This is a genomic window from Sphingomonas sp., from assembly GCF_017744835.1.
Classification (GTDB): Bacteria; Pseudomonadota; Alphaproteobacteria; order Sphingomonadales; family Sphingomonadaceae; genus Sphingomonas.
The window spans coordinates 55,129-72,232 of the sequence record NZ_JAGIAM010000007.1; the positions used below are offsets into that span (position 1 = coordinate 55,129).

General features: G+C 68.7%; 17 protein-coding genes. 14 read left to right on the forward strand and 3 right to left on the reverse strand.

Annotated elements, in window-relative coordinates; translation table 11 throughout:
• Position 1 precedes the first annotated feature (1 nt).
• The 6 genes from J7500_RS17820 (at position 2) to J7500_RS17845 (ending at position 8,028) form a co-directional block, all read left to right on the forward strand.
• The gene (locus tag J7500_RS17820) at positions 2-925 is read left to right on the forward strand and encodes a D-alanine--D-alanine ligase (RefSeq protein ID WP_294063551.1); all 924 of its coding nucleotides are present in this window, start codon (positions 2-4) and stop codon (positions 923-925) included.
• Positions 922-1,815, forward strand: a complete 894-nt coding sequence (locus J7500_RS17825; protein ID WP_294063414.1) for a cell division protein FtsQ/DivIB — start codon at positions 922-924, stop codon at positions 1,813-1,815. The genes J7500_RS17820 and J7500_RS17825 overlap by 4 nt, the downstream gene beginning before the upstream one ends.
• Before the next feature lie 19 nt (positions 1,816-1,834).
• Positions 1,835-3,097, forward strand: coding sequence for a cell division protein FtsA (ftsA, locus tag J7500_RS17830; RefSeq protein WP_294063416.1), 1,263 nt, complete (start codon positions 1,835-1,837; stop codon positions 3,095-3,097).
• Positions 3,098-3,206: 109 nt separating this feature from the next.
• Entirely contained in the window at positions 3,207-4,688 is a 1,482-nt protein-coding gene (ftsZ, locus tag J7500_RS17835; RefSeq protein WP_294063418.1) for a cell division protein FtsZ, read from the forward strand.
• Between the two features lie 93 nt (positions 4,689-4,781).
• On the forward strand, positions 4,782-6,821 hold the full coding sequence (locus J7500_RS17840) for an SPOR domain-containing protein (protein WP_294063420.1): 2,040 nt from the start codon (positions 4,782-4,784) through the stop codon (positions 6,819-6,821).
• A gap of 40 nt (positions 6,822-6,861) precedes the next feature.
• Positions 6,862-8,028 (forward strand): deoxyguanosinetriphosphate triphosphohydrolase, encoded by a 1,167-nt coding sequence (locus tag J7500_RS17845; protein WP_294063421.1) that lies wholly within the window; start codon positions 6,862-6,864, stop codon positions 8,026-8,028.
• Positions 8,029-8,066: 38 nt separating this feature from the next.
• Here J7500_RS17845 and J7500_RS17850 read toward each other — a convergent pair whose 3' ends face one another.
• Positions 8,067-8,339, reverse strand: a complete 273-nt coding sequence (locus J7500_RS17850; protein WP_294063423.1) for a hypothetical protein — start codon at positions 8,337-8,339, stop codon at positions 8,067-8,069.
• A 205-nt stretch (positions 8,340-8,544) separates the two neighbouring features.
• Between J7500_RS17850 and argS the strand changes: the two genes are divergently transcribed.
• From argS to tatC, 8 genes are all read left to right on the forward strand, one after another.
• Positions 8,545-10,269, forward strand: a complete 1,725-nt coding sequence (gene argS, locus J7500_RS17855; protein WP_294063424.1) for an arginine--tRNA ligase — start codon at positions 8,545-8,547, stop codon at positions 10,267-10,269.
• Positions 10,269-10,994 carry an SPOR domain-containing protein gene (locus tag J7500_RS17860; RefSeq protein WP_294063426.1) on the forward strand — a complete coding sequence of 242 codons (726 nt, stop codon included), beginning with the start codon at positions 10,269-10,271 and terminating at the stop codon, positions 10,992-10,994. Before argS ends, J7500_RS17860 begins: the two co-directional genes overlap by 1 nt.
• Before the next feature lie 48 nt (positions 10,995-11,042).
• Positions 11,043-12,050: a beta-N-acetylhexosaminidase gene (gene nagZ / locus J7500_RS17865; RefSeq protein ID WP_294063427.1), complete on the forward strand. Its 1,008-nt coding sequence runs from the start codon at positions 11,043-11,045 to the stop codon at positions 12,048-12,050.
• A gap of 70 nt (positions 12,051-12,120) precedes the next feature.
• A complete protein-coding gene (locus J7500_RS17870) occupies positions 12,121-12,855 on the forward strand; it encodes a ScpA family protein (RefSeq protein WP_294063429.1) in 735 nt (244 codons plus the stop codon).
• A complete protein-coding gene (scpB, locus tag J7500_RS17875) occupies positions 12,852-13,457 on the forward strand; it encodes an SMC-Scp complex subunit ScpB (protein WP_294063431.1) in 606 nt (201 codons plus the stop codon). The genes J7500_RS17870 and scpB overlap by 4 nt, the downstream gene beginning before the upstream one ends.
• A 74-nt stretch (positions 13,458-13,531) precedes the next feature.
• A complete protein-coding gene (locus tag J7500_RS17880) occupies positions 13,532-13,768 on the forward strand; it encodes a twin-arginine translocase TatA/TatE family subunit (protein WP_294063433.1) in 237 nt (78 codons plus the stop codon).
• A gap of 56 nt (positions 13,769-13,824) precedes the next feature.
• Positions 13,825-14,304, forward strand: coding sequence for a Sec-independent protein translocase protein TatB (tatB, locus tag J7500_RS17885; RefSeq protein WP_294063434.1), 480 nt, complete (start codon positions 13,825-13,827; stop codon positions 14,302-14,304).
• On the forward strand, positions 14,301-15,065 hold the full coding sequence (gene tatC, locus J7500_RS17890) for a twin-arginine translocase subunit TatC (RefSeq protein ID WP_294063435.1): 765 nt from the start codon (positions 14,301-14,303) through the stop codon (positions 15,063-15,065). The genes tatB and tatC overlap by 4 nt, the downstream gene beginning before the upstream one ends.
• Positions 15,066-15,132: 67 nt before the next feature.
• Here tatC and J7500_RS17895 read toward each other — a convergent pair whose 3' ends face one another.
• Together J7500_RS17895 and J7500_RS17900 are read right to left on the reverse strand one after the other, a co-directional pair.
• Positions 15,133-15,267 (reverse strand): entericidin A/B family lipoprotein, encoded by a 135-nt coding sequence (locus J7500_RS17895; RefSeq protein ID WP_294063437.1) that lies wholly within the window; start codon positions 15,265-15,267, stop codon positions 15,133-15,135.
• A 263-nt stretch (positions 15,268-15,530) separates the two neighbouring features.
• Positions 15,531-17,099 carry a sensor histidine kinase gene (locus J7500_RS17900; RefSeq protein ID WP_294063438.1) on the reverse strand — a complete coding sequence of 523 codons (1,569 nt, stop codon included), beginning with the start codon at positions 17,097-17,099 and terminating at the stop codon, positions 15,531-15,533.
• Positions 17,100-17,104: the final 5 nt, after the last annotated feature.

The following is a 17,104-nucleotide window of genomic DNA, read 5'->3' on the forward strand; positions in this document are numbered from 1 at the left end:
GTTGCACGTCGCGGTCCTGATGGGCGGCTGGTCGGCCGAGCGCGAGGTTTCGCTGATGTCGGGCAGCGGCGTCGCGGAGGCGCTCGAGAGCCTGGGACACAAGGTCTCGCGTGTCGACATGGGGCATGACGTGGCGGTGCGGCTCGCCGAGCTGAAGCCCGACGTGGTGTTCAACGCGCTCCACGGCACGCCGGGCGAGGACGGTACGGTGCAGGGCATGCTCGACCTGATGGGCGTTCCCTACACGCATTCCGGGCTGGTCACTTCGGTGATCGCGATCGACAAGCAGCTCACCAAGCAGGCGCTGGTGCCGCATGGCGTGCCGATGCCCGGCGGGCGGATGGTGCGTACCGAGGAACTGCACGAGCGCGATCCGCTGCCGCGCCCCTATGTGCTCAAGCCCGTCAACGAAGGCTCGTCGGTGGGTGTGGCGATCGTCACTGCCGAGGGCAATTACGGCAATCCGATCGCGCGCGACGCGCGGGGGCCGTGGCAGGAATTCGACGAGCTGCTCGCCGAGCCCTTCATCCGCGGGCGCGAACTGACCACTGCGGTGCTGGGCGATACGGCGCTGGGCGTGACCGAACTCAAGCCCAAGAGCGGCTTCTACGACTACGACGCCAAATATACCGATGGGCTCACCGAGCATGTCTGCCCGGCCGAAGTGCCCGAGGAGATCGCCGAGGCGTGCAAGCGCATCGCGCTGGAGGCGCACCGGCTGCTCGGCTGCAAGGGCGCCTCGCGCTCCGACTTCCGCTGGGACGACAGCCAGGGCGTCGACGGGCTGTTCCTGCTCGAGGTGAACACCCAGCCCGGCATGACTCCGCTCAGCCTGGTGCCCGAGCAGGCCCGGCACATCGGGATGAGCTATCCCGAGCTGGTGCAGAAGATCGTCGAGGAAGCGCTCGCCGGAGGGCCCGCTTGAGCCGCAGTCAGCCCAAGCGCACGGCCACGCGTCGCGGTGCGGCGCCCAAGAAGGCGCCGGCGCGCAAGCCCAAGAAGCCGGGCTTGATCGAGCGTGCGGTCGCTGCGCTGCCGATCAGCCACGAGACCTGGCACCGGATCGTGACCGTCACGATCGTCGGCAGCGTCGCCGCCGCGGCGCTGGGCGCGGCGGTGTGGGCGGGCGTGCCCGCGATGGCGGGCGTCGCCGCCTCGAACCTGGTCGGCGAGGCGGGGTTGAAGGTCGACGCGATCCAGATCGACGGCATCAAGCGCATGGACCGGATGACCGTCTATGAGCAGGCGCTCGACCAGGATTCGCGCGCGATGCCGCTGGTCGACCTGGCGATGGTACGCGAGCGGTTGCTCCAGCACCCTTGGGTCAAGGATGCGCGCGTTTCGCGCCAGCTGCCCAATACGCTCCGCATCTACATCGTCGAGCGCGAGCCCGCGGCGATCTGGCAGAGCCACGGCCAGCTGATGCTGGTCGACACGACCGGCGTGCCGCTGGAGCCCGTCTCGCGCGAAGCGATGCCCGACCTGCCGCTGCTGATCGGCGAGGGCGCCAATTCGCAGGAAGCCGCGCGCCGCAAGTTGCTGGAGGCCGCGCCCGCGCTCCGTGAGCAGGTCAAGGCGGCGACCTGGATCGGCAACCGCCGCTGGGACCTGTTGTTCAAAAGCGGCGAACGGCTGCAGCTTCCCGAAGGCGAGCCCGAGTCCGCCGCGGCGCTCAAGAAGTTCGCCGAACTGGAGGCCACCCAACGGCTGCTGGGACGCGGGCATGTCGGCTTCGACATGCGCGATCCGGAAAAGCTCGTAGTGCGCAGGCAAAATGTTGTGAATCCGCCTGAATCGGGGGATAAGGGCGTTTGAGCAGGGGATTTTTGGGGCAATGGCGAAGACCGCACCGGAAGGTCTGATCACCGCACTCGACGTGGGGTCGTCGAAGGTGTCGGCGCTGATCGCGCAAAAGGCGGACGACGGGCAGCTAGTGGTGCTGGGCACAGGCCAGCGCGAGAGCCGCGGCGTCAAGCGCGGCTATGTCGCCGACATGCACGCGACCGAGCTGGCGATCCGCGAAGCCGTGGAGCAGGCCGAGCGCATCGCCGGGTTCAACATCGAGGACGTCTGGGTCAGCTTCTCGGCGGGAGGCCTGCTGTCCGACATCGTCAAGCTCGAGGCCGACCTGGGCGGACACCGCGTCGAACAGGCCGACATCGACGAACTGCTCAAGGCAGGTCGCGACGCGATCGATCCGCAGGGCAAGATGATCCTCCACGCACAGCCGACGCGCTACACCGTCGACGGGCTGGGCGGGGTCAAGCGCCCGCTGGGGCTGCACGCAGACAAGCTGGGCGTCGACATCCATGTCGTGGCGACCGAGGGCTCGCCGGTGCGCAACCTCGATCACTGCGTGCGATCGGCGCATCTCGAAGTGCGCTCGATCATCGCTGCGCCCGTGGCGACCGGACTTGCCTGCCTGAGCGAGGAGGAGCGCGAGCTGGGCGTCGCGCTGGTCGAAGTGGGGGCGGGGGTCACCAACGTCTCGGTCTTCGCGGCGGGCGTGCTCGCCGGTCTCGCCTCGATCCCGATGGGCTCGGCCGACATCACTGACGACATCGCCTCGGCGCTGGGCACGGCGCGCAACTGGGCCGAGCGGACCAAGTGCTTCCACGGCTCGGCGAACCTCTCCCCGCGCGACAATCACGAGATGATCGACGTCGTCCCGGCGATTCCCGACGGCGGGGCGGAAGGGCCACGCGTCACCAAGGCACAGCTCAACGCGATCATCCGCCAGCGGCTCGAGCGGCTGATGGCCGAGATCCAGAAGGAGCTGAAGAAGCTGGGCTTCGCCGACCCTGTGGGGCGGCAGATCGTGCTCACCGGCGGCGGCGCCGAGTTGAAGGGCATCGCCGATTATGCGCAGCAGGCGCTGGGCAGCGCCGTGCGCGTCGGCCGCCCCAAGGGACTGATCGCGCTTCCCGAGGCGCATGCCGGCCCGGCCTTCGCGACGCTGGCGGGGCTCGCGCGCTTCGCCGCGGCGGATCCGATCGACCTGCGCGCGCTCGAGCCCGCGCCGCACCAGATGGTGACCAAGGCGAGCGCAGGCGCGCTCTTCCAGCGGCTGATGGCGGCATTCCGGTCGAATTATTAAAGAAATACGATAGGCGCCGCGGGATTCCTCTAGAGTCGGTCCGGTCCTTCGTGCAGAACAATCGTCAAAGTGCCGCCCCTCGCGACGGCGGCGCCAGGGAGACTACAGGATGAGCATTGAATTTCTTCCCGCAGATGTCGACGAGCTGACGCCGCGCATCACGGTGATCGGCGTCGGTGGCGCGGGCGGCAACGCGATCGCGAACATGATCCGTTCGGACGTGCAGGGCGTGGAGTTCCTCGTTGCCAACACCGATGCCCAGGCGCTGAAGCAGTCGGCCGCCGGGCACCGGATCCAGCTCGGCGCGAAGATCACCCAGGGGCTGGGCGCGGGCTCGCGTCCCGAAATCGGACGCGCGGCGGCCGAAGAGACGATCGACCAGGTGCAGCAGGCGCTCGAGGGCGCACACATGTGCTTCATCGCGGCCGGCATGGGCGGCGGCACCGGCACGGGTGCGGCGCCGGTCATCGCCAAGGCGGCGCGCGACATGGGCATCCTGACCGTGGGCGTGGTGACCAAGCCCTTCGCCTTCGAGGGCAAGCGCCGCGCGCAGAGCGCCGAGGCGGGCATCGAGGAGCTTCAGAAGTACGTCGACACGCTCATCGTCATTCCGAACCAGAACCTCTTCCTGATCGCCAACGCGAACACGACCTTCAAGGAAGCGTTCGAGATGGCCGACGAGGTGCTGCAGCAGGGCGTGCGTGGCATCACCGACCTGATGGTCATGCCGGGCCTCATCAACCTCGACTTCGCCGACGTACGCTCGGTGATGCAGGAGATGGGCAAGGCGATGATGGGCACCGGCGAGGCCGATGGCGACGACCGCGCGCTGATCGCCGCGCAGAAGGCGATCGCCAACCCGCTGCTCGACGGCGTGAGCATGAACGGCGCCAAGGGCGTGATCGTCTCGATCACCGGCGGCGAGGACATGCGCCTGCTCGAGGTCGACGAGGCCGCCAACCACATCCGCGAGCTGGTCGATCCGGACGCGAACATCATCTGGGGCTCGGCGTTCAACCCGGACCTGGAAGGCAAGATCCGCGTGTCGGTGGTCGCCACCGGCATCGACGCCGATGCGCAGCCCAAGCAGGCGCCCGTCGCCGCCGAGCAGCCGCGCGTCTTCTCCTTCTCGACGCCGCGCCGCACCGCCGCGGCCGAGCCGGCGCCGCTCGCCGCGCCTGCGCCCGAGCCGAGCTACGAGCCTGCGCCCGAGGAGATCGAGCCGATCGCCGAGGCGCCGCGCGTGCCCGAGGCCTATGAGCCCGAGCCGCAGCAGCCCGAGCCGGTCGCGCAGGTCGAGGAAGATGCCGGTGCGGACGAGCTGCTGCTCGGCGCCGAGGACGCGGTGCCCCTGGCGCCCGAGCCCGCCGCGCCCGAGCCTTCGCCCGAGATCAGCAGCCGTCGCCGCTGGCTGACCGGCGGCAGCGACGAGGATCTGGCCCCCGAGCCCAAGCCTGCGCGCCGCGCCGGCGGCACGCTGTTCGAGCGCATGGCCTCGGCCTCGCGCGGCTCGAAGGCGAATGCGGCCGACGAGGACGACAAGGACCCGCTGGACATCCCGCGTTTCCTGCGCAGCCAGAACAATCAATAAGTTGATGCACGTTCGTCGTCGGTTGCTCTCGCCCTGGCGAGCGGCCGGCGGCGCGTCATTGCCGGTTCACCTTTGATACGGTCTAGCTGGGGCATGCAGCAGAGAGGTTTCCTGCGCCCGCTCGCGCTTGCCGTCGTCCTCGCCACGGGCGCGGGGCCGGCGTTCGCGCAGACGACGGTCGCTCCCCAGCTCAATCCCGACGCGGATCGGCTGGCGCAGGAGATGCATGTCCTCGCTGCCGACCCGCGCAACGTGGGCGCGCTGCTGCGCGCAGGCGAGCTGAGCGCGCGGCTGGGCGACACCCCGGCAGCCTTCGCCTTCTTCGCGCGGGCGCAGGGGATCGACCCCTCCAATCCCCGCATTCCGGCGGGCCGCGCGATGGCACTGGTCCGGCTCGGGCGTCCGGGCGAAGCGCTCCGGCTCTTCCAGACCTCCGAGGCGCGTGGCGTGCCGATGCGCGACTATGCTGCCGACCGCGGCTTCGCCTATGATTTGCTCGGCCAGCCGCTGCTCGCCCAGCGCGACTATAAGCTGGCGCTACAGACGAGCCGCGAAGACGAGCTGCTGCGTCGCTACGCGCTTTCGCTCGGCATCACCGGCGACGTCGACGAGGCGATGCGCGAGCTCGACCCGCTGCTGCGCAAGAGCGACCGTGCCGCATGGCGCGCGCGCGCTTTCATCATGGCGATGAACGGCGATGTGCCGGGCGCCGAGAAGATCGCCTCGACGATGATGCCGGGCAACATGGGCTCGGCGCTGACGCCCTTCTTCCGCAGGCTGGGAGGACTCTCGCCGGCGGATCGCGCCTTCGCCGCGCATTTCGGCGAGCTTTCGCCGACCGTGGCGCGCATGGCGGACGCGCGGATGGCACCGCAGCTGCCGCCCTACACGCCCCGGCAGCAGCCGGTGCAGGTCGCGCAGGCTCAGCCGCCGGCATCTCCCGCCGCGGCCAACCGTCGCTCCCGCGGTCGCCGTTCGTCGATGGCGGATGATTTCTCCAGCGCCCAGGCGTCGCGCTCCGCGCCCGTCCGGACCGCATCCGCCGCGCCGCCGCGTACGCCGGTACCGACGCAAGTACCGGCCCAGGCTCAGCCACAATTCCAACCGCCGGCACAGCCGCAGCCACAATTCCAACCGCCGGCACAGCCGCAGCCGCAGTTCCAGCCTCCGGCGCAGCCGCAGCGGCCGATGGTGCAGCCGCTTCCGACACCTGCTCCAACACCGGCGCAGACTCCGGCCCCGGCTCCTGCGCGGCTGGCGGGCAGCCCGAACAATGCGGTTCAGCTTGCGGCCAACGATATCCCGGTGCGACGTGCGCCCCCCGAGACCCAGCCGAGCCCCGCACAGCCGGAGCAGCGTCCAGCAGCATCAACGCCGGTTCCGGGGCAGACGCCGCTCGCGGCTTCCGCGCCCGCATCCAGCTTCACGCTCGCGTCCAAGCCCGCGCCGGAGCCGCTAGCCCCGGCGCCTGCACGCGCGCCCTCGACGCCCGAACCCCAACCGGTGACTCAGCCCGCAGCCGCGACACCCGCTCCGACGCCGGCGCCGACTCCGCCGGGGCCGGCGCGCGTGGGCGAAGAGGATTCGGTGCTCGCGTCGATCATCGCCAACATCACCATTCCGGCGCAGGAGCTGGAAGTCGTCACCGCGCAGCCGGTCGATTTGCCTCCCGCGGCGGCAACGCCTCGACAGGCGCCCGCACCGGCGCGCGTCGTCGCTGCAACGCCCAAGCCCGAGGCCCCGAAACCCGATCCCAGAAAGGCCGCGCCGGCCAAGCCCGATCCCAAGGCAGCCGCCAAGCCGGACCCCAAGGCGGCGAAGAAGCCGGATCCCAAGGCCAAGGACCCGGCCAAGGCGGAGCCGAGCCGGATCTGGGTGCAGGTCGCGAGTGGCGCCAACGAAGAGTCGCTTCCGAAGGCGTGGAGCGCTGCGGTCGCCAAGGCACCTGCGGCGTTCAAGGGCAGGTCGGGCTGGTCGACCCCGGTCCGCGCTACCAATCGTGTGCTCGCAGGCCCGTTCAAGACAGCCGCCGAGGCACAGAGCTTCATCAACGCGCTCGCCAAGGCAGGGGCGTCCGGCTTCGTCTTCACCAGTGAGCCGGGGCAGAAAGTGACGAAGCTGCCCGCCAAATAACTGCCTTCCGAGGCAGGCGCAGAGCGGCTAGGGCGGCGGCGTGAGACCGAACGCCCCCTGGGCCAGCACGCCCGAAAAGAGCCGCGGCCGCCTGCACCCGGAGCCCGGCGGCACTGCGCGCGGCCCGCGGGATGCCTTCCAGCGCGACCGCGACCGGATCATCCATTCGATCAGCTTCCGGCGCCTGCGCCACAAGACCCAGGTCTTCATGGCGCCCGACGGCGACCATTTCCGCGTGCGGCTGACGCACAGCCTGGAAGTGGCGCAGATCGGCCGGGCGATCGCGCGCATGCTCGGCCTCAACGAGGATCTGACCGAGGCGCTGTGCCTGGCGCACGACATCGGCCATCCGCCCTTCGGCCATGCCGGCGAGGACGCGCTCAAGCAGGCGCTGTCGGCGAACGGGGGCTTCGACCACAACGGCCATACGCTGCGCACGCTCACCGAGCTCGAGCGGCCCTATCCGGCCTGGAACGGGCTGAACCTGACCTGGGACACGCTCGAAGGCCTGGCAAAGCACAACGGGCCGATCGAGGCGCCGCAGTGGGCGTTGGAGGCTGCCGACGCGCAGTTCCCGCTCGAGCTCATGAGTTGGCCCTCGCTCGAGGCGCAAGTCGCCGCGATCGCCGACGACATCGCCTATGACAATCACGACATCGATGACGGGCTGCGCGCCGGGCTGCTGACGCTCGACCAGCTGATGGACGTGCCGATGATCGCCGAAGGCTGGCGCCGGGTGGAGGCGAAGTTCCCCGGCTGCGATCGCCGCCGGCTGATCGGGGAACTGATCCGCGCGCAGATCGGCGAGATGGTCAACGACTTCATCGCCGCCACTCAGGCGCGGCTGGCGGACTCGGGCGTGGCGAGCGTCGACGACGTTCGCGCCGCCGGGCGTGCGCTCGCCTGTTTCTCGGACCGGATGCGCGAGGCCGAGCGCGGCCTCAAGCGCTTCATGTATGCCAACCTGTACCATCACCCCAGCCAACTGGCGGCTGCCGAGGCGGCGCACGGCGTGGTGGCGGGGCTGTTCGCGGCCTATGCCGATGATCCGCGGCTGATGCCCGAGGAGTGGCGCGATGCGCTACCCGCGGAGGAGCCTGCGCGGAGCCGCCACATCGCCGACTTCATCGCTGGGATGACCGATCGCTATGCGATCGCCCGCTACCGCGAAGTGGTGGGGGAGCTGGAGCTGCCCGAGGGGTTTTGAGGTTCCCCTCCCTGCGGGCAGGGAGGGGAGCGGGCAGATCAGCGCTGCGCGACCTGCAGCGTCGCGTCGCCCTTGGGCGCGCGGAACGAAACGCGAGTGTCGGCGGCATAGCCGGTTACCCAGCCGTCCTTGACGACGAGGCGGAACTTGTCGCCGGTCGAGGTCTTGCCCTCGAGGATGCGGGCGTCGCCCTTCGAAGTGGCGGTATAGGCGTAGGTCACGCCTTCGTGAGTGAAGCTGCGCTCGTGCGCGAGCGCAGGGGTGGCGAAGGCGAGGACAGCGGCAGCCGCCGCGAAAAAGGTACGAGTCACGATCTTTCTCCTTCAAGCATTGAAAAGAGCCAGATCGGCATCCTGTTTTATGTTCTGCGGCAATGTTGCTGCACTGCAACATTTCCCGCAAACGCAAAGCGCGGGCGTGATGGTTGCACTTTGCGCAACGAGTGCCGCGGAAACTTTGCGCGCGCGGGCGGCTTCCGCTAAGAGCCCGCGCTTCCGCCAGCCATTGGAACCGTGAATGACGCTCTACGCCCGTTTCGCCGCGCATCTGGATGCTGCCCTCGACGCGCTTGTCGCCGCCGGCGAGCTGCCTGCCGGACTGGAGCGACGCGCCGTCACGGTGGAGCCGCCGCGCGACGCGAGCCACGGCGATCTCGCCACCAACGCCGCGATGGTGCTCGCCAAGCCCGCTGGCACCAATCCGCGCGCGCTGGCCGAGAAGATCGGCGCCGAGCTGGAGAAGCTGGACGAAGTCGCCTCGGTCGCGATCGCTGGGCCAGGCTTCATCAACATGACCCTGACCGACGACACCTGGCGCGGCGAGCTTTCCGAGATCCTGCGGACCCAGGCCGATTACGGCCGCTCGACGATCGGGCAGGGGATCAGCGTCAATGTCGAATATGTCTCGGCCAACCCCACAGGCCCGATGCACATGGGCCATTGCCGCGGCGCGGTGGTGGGCGACGCGCTGGCGACGCTGCTCGAGTTCATCGGGCACCGCGTGATCCGCGAATATTATGTCAACGACGCCGGCGGGCAGGTGGACGTGCTCGCGCGCTCGGCGCACCTGCGCTACCGCGAGGCGCTTGGCGAGAGCATCGAGATCCCCGAGGGCCTGTACCCGGGCGATTATCTGAAGCCGGTGGGCGCGGCGCTCGCGGCCGAACATGGCGACAAGTACGTCGGCGCACCCGAGAGCGAATGGCTGGTACTGTTCCGCAAGACCGCGGTCGCGGCGATGATGGAGATGATCCGCGCCGACCTGGCGCTGCTCGGCATCACGCACGAGGTTTTCTCCTCCGAGGCCGAACTTCAGGCTGCGGGCAAGCCCGAGGCGGCCGAGGCGTGGCTGCGCGAGCGCGGGCTGGTCTATGACGGCGTGCTCGAAGCGCCCAAGGGCGAGACACCCGAGGATTGGGAACCGGTGGAGCTGCCGCTGTTCCGTGCGACGCAGTTCGGGGACGATCAGGACCGGCCGATCAAGAAATCGAACGGCGCCTGGACCTATTTCGGCGCCGACCTGGCCTATCACTTCCAGAAGGCGCAGGAAGCCGATCAGCTGATCGACATCTGGGGCGCCGACCATGCCGGCACGGTCAAGCGCATCGTCGCGGCGGTGCAGGCGCTGACTGGGGGCATGACGAAGTTCGACGTGAAGCTCGTCCAGATGGTGCGGCTGCTGCGCGCGGGCGAGCCGGTGAAGATGTCCAAGCGCGCGGGCAATTTCGTGACGCTTGCCGACGTGGTCAACGAAGTGGGCAAGGACGTGGTCCGCTTCACCATGCTCACCCGCAAGGCCGATGCGCAGATGGACTTCGACTTCGCCAAGGTGGTCGAGGCGTCGAAGGACAATCCGGTCTTCTACGTCCAGTATGCGCATGCGCGCGTCGCCTCGCTCCACCGCAAGGCGGCCGAGGCGGGGATCGAATGCGCCACGGGCGACCTGTCTCTGCTTGATACAGAGGAGCTCGCGCTGGTGAAGCGCGCCGCGCAATTCCCCCGCGTGGTCGAGGGCGCCGCGGCGGCGCGCGAGCCGCACCGGATCGCCTTCTATCTCTATGACCTGGCAGCGGAATTCCATGCATTGTGGAACGCCGGCAACGACCGCCCCGAGCGCCGCTTCCTGCTGCCCGACCAGCCCCAGCTGACCTGTGCCCGGCTGTTCTTGGCGCGCGGGATCGGGCAGATTATCCGCAACGGCCTTGCGCTGATGGGCGTGGAGGCCGTGCAGGAGATGCATTGATGAGCGTGCGCGCAGGGGACGGCTATGGCGACGACGATCGATTGCCGTGGCTTGAGACGGTCGAGGAGGAATATCGCGAGGGCCTTCCGCTCGGCCGCATCGCCCTGTTCGCCGCCCTGCTGCTGCTCGTCCTGGCCGCGGGAGCGGGCGGCTATTACTGGTACAGCCAGCACCAGGGGCTGCAGGGCAATGGCGAGCTGATCGAGCCCGAGCCCGGCGACTACAAGGTCAAGCCCGACGAGCCCGGCGGGATGAAGGTGGAAGGCGAGGGCGACACGCTCTTCGCGACCAGCCAGGGGGCGTCGAGCAACGCGAGCATCAACGTCGGCGCGCTTCCCGAGGCGCCGGTGGAGGGCAGGCGCGCGGCGGAGGCCGGCCAGGCCGTGCCGGGCAGCCGCGTCGCCAAAATCGCGGTTCCCGGCGCCAAGCTCGTCGAGCGCAGGCCGGCGGCGGCTTCTGCTGCCGCAGCGGCGGCACCGCCCGCGGGATCGGGTTCGCTGATCCAGCTCGGTGCCTATCCGGACGAGGGCGGGGCGAACATCGCCTGGACGCGGCTTTCGAAGCGCTTTGCCTATCTGGCGCCGCTGGGGAAATCGGTCGAGCGCGCCGAGAAGGACGGCAAGGCGATCTTCCGCCTGCGCGTCAATGCGGGCAGCAATACCCAGGCGCGCGAGCTGTGCGGACGCCTCAAGGTCGCCGGCGAGAACTGCTTCGTCGCGAATTGAGCCGGGCGGGGGTTTAAACCCGGCCGGTCTGTCGGCTAAGCCAAGCCCATGAAACCGGTGATCTTCGGCCTCTCGGGCCATGAACTGACGCCCGACGAGCGCGCCTTCTTCCGCGATGTCGACCCGCTCGGCTACATATTGTTCAAGCGCAATTGCGGCGACCGTGTGCAGATGAAGGCGCTCACGGACAGCCTGCGCGAGCTCTCGGGCCGGGCCGACGTGCCGATCCTGATCGACCAGGAGGGCGGGCGCGTGTCGCGGATGCAGCCGCCCGAGTGGCCCGAATTTCCTGCGGGCGCGGCGTTCGACGCGCTCTACGACGTGGCGCCGATCTCGGCGATCGAGGCGGCGCGCGCTAATGCGCATGCGCTGGCGCTGATGCTTGCGGAGGCGGGAGTCAACGTGAACTGCGCGCCCCTGCTCGACGTGCGCCAACCCGAAGTGACGCCCGCGATCGGGGACCGCGCGTTCGGCGGCGATCCTATGCGCGTGGCGGCGCTGGGGCAGGCGATGCTCGAGGGGATGCGGCGCGGCGGCGTGGTCGGCGTGGTCAAGCATATGCCCGGGCACGGGCGTGCGCTGGTCGACAGCCATTACGAACTGCCGCGCGTCGCCGCCGATGCCGCGGCGCTGGAGACCGACATCGAGCCCTTCGCGCGGCTCAACGACGCGCCGATGGGTATGACCTGCCACGTCGTTTTCGATGCATGGGACGCCGAGCGCCCGGCGACGCTCTCGCCGATCGTGATCGAGCAGATCATCCGCGGTCGGATCGGCTTCGACGGGCTGCTGATGACCGACGACATCGACATGAAGGCGCTGAGCGGCACAGCGGGGCAGAAGGCAGCGAGCGCGCTTGCCGCGGGCTGCGACGTGGTGCTCGACTGCTGGGCTCGGATGGACGAGATGATCGAGATCGCCGGGCGGATTCCGGATGCTACCGACGCGTGCATGGCACGGCTGGAGCGGGCGATGGCGACGGTTGCCGGGGGGCCGCAGCAGGCCGATTTCGGCGCGCTGATCGCGAAGCGGGATACGCTGCTGGCCGAGGTGTGATCTTCACCCTCTCCCCTGAGGGTGGAGGGAGTCAGTGACAGTGGCTTTGGGCTCTGCTTAACTCGCCGCCATGGACGCCGACGCTTCCGACACCCTGAAGATCGAGCTCGACGGCTGGGAAGGGCCGCTCGACCTGCTGCTTGCGCTGGCGCGGACGCAGAAGGTCGATCTGCGCCAGATTTCGATCCTCCAGCTCGTCGAGCAATATCTCGCCTTCGTGCACGAGGCGCGTGCGCTCCGGCTCGAGCTGGCGGCGGATTATCTCGTGATGGCGGCTTGGCTCGCCTATCTGAAGTCGGCGCTGCTGCTGCCTCGCAATCCGGAGGAGACGCCGAGCCCGGAGGAGCTGGCGCTACGCCTGCAGCTGCGGCTCGAGCGGCTCAATGCGATGCGCGAGGCCGGCGCGCGGCTGGTCGCGCGCGACCGGCTGGGACGCGACACCTTCCTGCGCGGCGTACCCGAGGGACTTCGGGTGGTGCGCAAGGGCCGGTACCAGGCCGAAATCTATGACCTGATCGCCGCCTATGGCCGGATCAGCGCGCGCACGCGGCCGGTGATGCACGTCGTCGCCCAGCGCGACGTGATGACCCTGGAGGAAGCGATCGAGCGCGTTTCCGAGCTGATCGGCGCGCGGATCGAGTGGAGCAGCATCGAGAGCTTTCTGCCCGAAGGTGCCACCGGCACCTATCGCAAGTCCGCGCTCGCCTCGTCCTTCGTCGCCGCGCTCGAGCTGGCGCGGCAGGGCAGGGTAGAGATCCGGCAGAAATCGGCCTTCGCGCCGCTCTATCTCAAGGCCAGCGCATGACGCCCCAGGACGATCTCACGCGCGCCGTCGAAGCGGTGCTGTTCGCGTCGGAGCACCCGCTGTCGGTCGACGAGATCAGGGCGCATGTGGGGCAGGAGGCCGACGTGCGCGACGCCCTGGCGCGGCTGGGCGAACTCTATGCCGGACGCGGCATCGAGTTGGTCCGCCGCGGCGACCGCTGGCATTTCCAGACCGCCGCCGACCTGGCGCACCTGCTCCGCCGCGACCGCGAGGAGGCGCGCAAGCTGAGCCGCGCCGGCATCGAGACGCTGGCGATCATCGCCTATCACGAGCCGGTCACGCGCGCCGAGATCGAGGCGATCCGCGGCGTGCAGATCAGCAAGGGAACGATCGACGTGCTGATGGAGGCCGGCTGGGTGCGCCCCGCGGGCCGCCGCGAAGTGCCTGGGCGGCCGCTGATGTATGCCACCACGGCGGGCTTCCTCACCCATTTCGGCCTGGCGAGCCGCCGCGATCTGCCGGGCATCGACGACCTCAAGGCCGCCGGGTTGCTCGATCCCGTCGACCTCGCCTTCGAGATGGCAGGGGAGCGCGAAGAGGAAGCCGCGGACCAAATCGAAACTGTCACAGACGACGAATAGGGCGCCCAGGCGCCTCGGCCATTGCCGCAGGTGCCCGGCGGGCCTAGATAAAGCCGGAATCGAGGAGAGTTGAGATGGGTAGTTTCAGCCTGATGCACTGGTTGGTGCTGGGCGTGATCGCGATCCTGCTGCTGGGCGGCGGGCGTTTCTCGAACATGATGGGTGACGTCGCCAAGGGCATCAAGCAGTTCAAGAAGGGCATGGCCGAGGACGACGACGACAAGCCGGCGCCCACCCGTATCGAGGGCAAGGCAGCGCCCGAGCCGACCGTGCGCCGCGAGGCCGAGCCGGTCCGCGAAGAACAGCGCTGATCCGTTACCGTCCGCCCGCCGCGCATGTGCCGGCGGGCTGTTTCTGGCGACCCTAGATGCTTGATTTCAATGCGCCCGAGTTTCTGGTCGTCGCGATCGTCGCGCTGGTCGTGATCGGGCCCAAGGACCTGCCCAAGGCAATGCACTTCCTGGGCAAATGGGTCGGCAAGGCCCGTGGCGTCGCGCGCCAGTTCCGCTCGGGCTTCGACAACATGGTTCGCGAAGCCGAACTCGCCGAGATGGAGAAGCAATGGGCCGCGGAGAACGCGCGGATCATGGCCGAGCATCCGCCGGTGCAGCTTCCCGCGCCCGAGGCGCAGAGCGACCATATGGCGACCAGTGAGGACGCGCCGGTGATGGTCGAGCAGCCCACGATCCTCCCCGAAGCGGAGATCGGGGTGGCACCGGCACCGGTGGCGGTGGAAAAGCCCAAGCGCACTCGCGCGCCCAAGGCAGCGGCGGCGGCAGCCGAAGCGCCGGCCAAGCCGCGCCGGCCGCGCAAGAAGGCGGAATCCTCGACCGAGGCCGCCGAATGAAGGACATCGACGACACCCAGCAGCCGCTGCTGGAGCATCTGATCGAACTGCGGCGCCGGTTGCTCTACTGCATCGTGGCGCTGGTCGTGACCTTCCTGGTCAGCTTCTATTTCGCCAAGCCGATCTTCGGCTTTCTGGTGCGGCCGCTCGCCGCCGCAGGGCAGACCAAGGTGGTCTATACCGAGATCTTCGGCGCCTTCTTCGTCCAGGTGAAGGTGGCGTTCTTCGCGGCGCTGATGCTGTCGTTCCCGGTGGTGGCCAACCAGCTGTGGCAATTCGTCGCGCCGGGGCTGTACCGCAAGGAAAAGCAGGCGCTGCTGCCTTTCCTGTTCGCCACCCCGCTGCTCTTCCTGACCGGCGCAGCGCTCGCCTATTTCGTCGCGATCCCGACCGCGCTGCATTTCCTGCTGAGCTACCAGGGCGATCTGGGCAACGGCGTGCAGCAGGAGGCGCTGCCCGAGGTCATCAAATACCTCGACTTCATCATGCAGTTCCTGTTCGCGTTCGGAATCACCTTCCTGCTGCCGGTGCTGCTGATGCTGCTCGAACGCTCGGGGATCGTCACCTACGAGCAGCTCAAGGGCGCGTGGCGCTATGCCGTGGTCGCGGCCTTTGCGATTGCCGCGGTGCTCACGCCGCCCGACGTCGGCTCGCAGCTGCTGCTCGCTGTCCCGCTGGTGGGGCTCTATTTCATCTCGCTCGCGGCGATCTGGTTCACGCGCCGCCGCCGCGAGCAGCAGGATCAGGTAGAGGCGGCCTAACCGAGGCCCAAAGAAAAACCCCTCCCGGCAAGGGGAGGGGTTTTCCAATTCCATCGCTGGAAAAAGATTATTTGGCGTCGTCGGCGGTGTTGGCGACGGTATCGCCCGCCGAGGCGACATCCTTGCCGACGCCTTCGATCGTGTTGCACGCCGAAAGCAGGATCGCGCCCGCAAGCGCTGCACAGGTCATGATCTTACGCATCGTAACTCTCCGTAGAACTGCCGGGAAGAAATGCGCGGATCGCGCAAATCGTTCCGCTGCCATCACGGCAGCATGGGCGGTAGAAAATGTGGAGGCCCCGGAAAATGTTAGGCCCGGAAGCGTCACCGGGGGGGGGAGGGTTGACGCTTCCGGGCCCATGTCTTGGATAGCGAGAGCGGGGGGGCAAAAGGTCACTATCCGAACTGCACAACGAGCTTTGACGCTGGGGGTTCCGGCGAGTTCGAAAAATTTGCGAAAAAAATTCAGGGCCGCCCGGTCATGGCGATCGCGGCCTCGAAGGCACCTACGAGCGGGTCATAGTGGAGCTTGCTGCGAAGCTGCCGGGCCAGCCCGAAGATCACGCGTTCGTAGCGATTTTCCATAAGTGCCTGCAGCGCCGGGTCTTCGACCAGCGCCGGCGAGTTGACGCGCAGGGTCGCGCGCTCGGGATCGTCGGTGCCCTTGATCGAGATGCGGACCTGGGTGCGCGGGTTGCAGCTCATCGCCAGCTCGACGAGCTCGGTGAGCAGGAAGGCGACCGCGATTGCCACATCCTGATTGACCAGCAGCGGCTCGATATCGAGCGTGAGGCCGAGGCCCGCGGCATTCTCGGGGGCAGTGGCGCGGATGTTGGCCGCCAGCTCGCCGATCACCGAGCGCAGGTCGAGCCCGCGGTTCTCCTCGAGCTCGGCATAATGGTGGCGGTGGACGACGGCGAGCGCGTCGACGCGGCGCTGGATCGAGGCATAGGCTTCGGTCGCTTCGAGGCTCCTGGCCCCGCGTGCATGGAAATTGATCAGGCTCGAAATGACTTGCAGGTTGTTCTTCACGCGGTGGTGCACTTCGCGCGTCAGCTTGGTCTGGCGCACCAAGCCCTGCGCGAGATCGGCCTCGTGGAGCTGCACGGTACGGCTGATCTGCTGGAAGGTCTCGCCGAGCTCGCGGATCTCCTGCGCCGGGATCGCGCCCATCCGACGCATGTCGATCACTTCGCCCGGCCGGTAGTTGCCCACGCTGCGACGCAGGCGGCGCAGCGGGCGGATCAGCAATATGTCGACCACGAACCAGCCGATCGCCGCCGCGGCGATCCACATCAGGACGAGCAGCAGCGTGGTGAGTATCAGCGGCGAGGTGATCGGCGCGCCGGGCATCGACATCTCGAGCTCGAGCCCACCGATCGAAAGCTCGCCGCGGATTTCCTCGCGCCGCCCGAGTGGCCCGACGCCCTGCAGCGTGCGCAGCACGACGCGCTGGTCGCCCTTGACCAGCGCCGCGCCATATTCGGGGACGAAGCCGCTGGGGCGCGACATCGCGTTGAGCGCGGCGACGGGATAATAGGCGAGGGCGGTCATGCCGCGCGAGCCCGCCATGCGGATCGTCAGGCCTTCGTCGTTGACCAGCGCCTGGGTCTCGCCGGGCGGGACGGCGCCGGCGCCTGCGAGGCTCACGCGCTGGCCGCAGATCACCTGGCCGTCATCGCGTGCGATCGCGAAGCGCACGCCGCCCTGCGCCGCAAAGGTGCCCACCAGCCGCATGCAGCTCGACGCGTCGGACGAATCGCGTTCGAGCGCGGTCAGTCCCTCGCGGAGCTGGTTCGCCTGGTTGGTGAGCGCATTGTCGAGATTGCCGGTGCTTTCGTCGGCGACGGCGCGGAGGCGCGCGCGGGCTTCGGTATCGGCGGTGCGCGTGGTCTGGAGCGTGGTGAGCAGCGCGATCAGCGCGAGCGGGAGCAGTGCTCCGACCAGGATCAGGAACACCTTCGCCCCGGTGGGCATGCGCGCCACCGCCGCCGCCGGGTTTCGGGCGTGCGGTTCCTGATCGGTGCCTGTCATCCTGA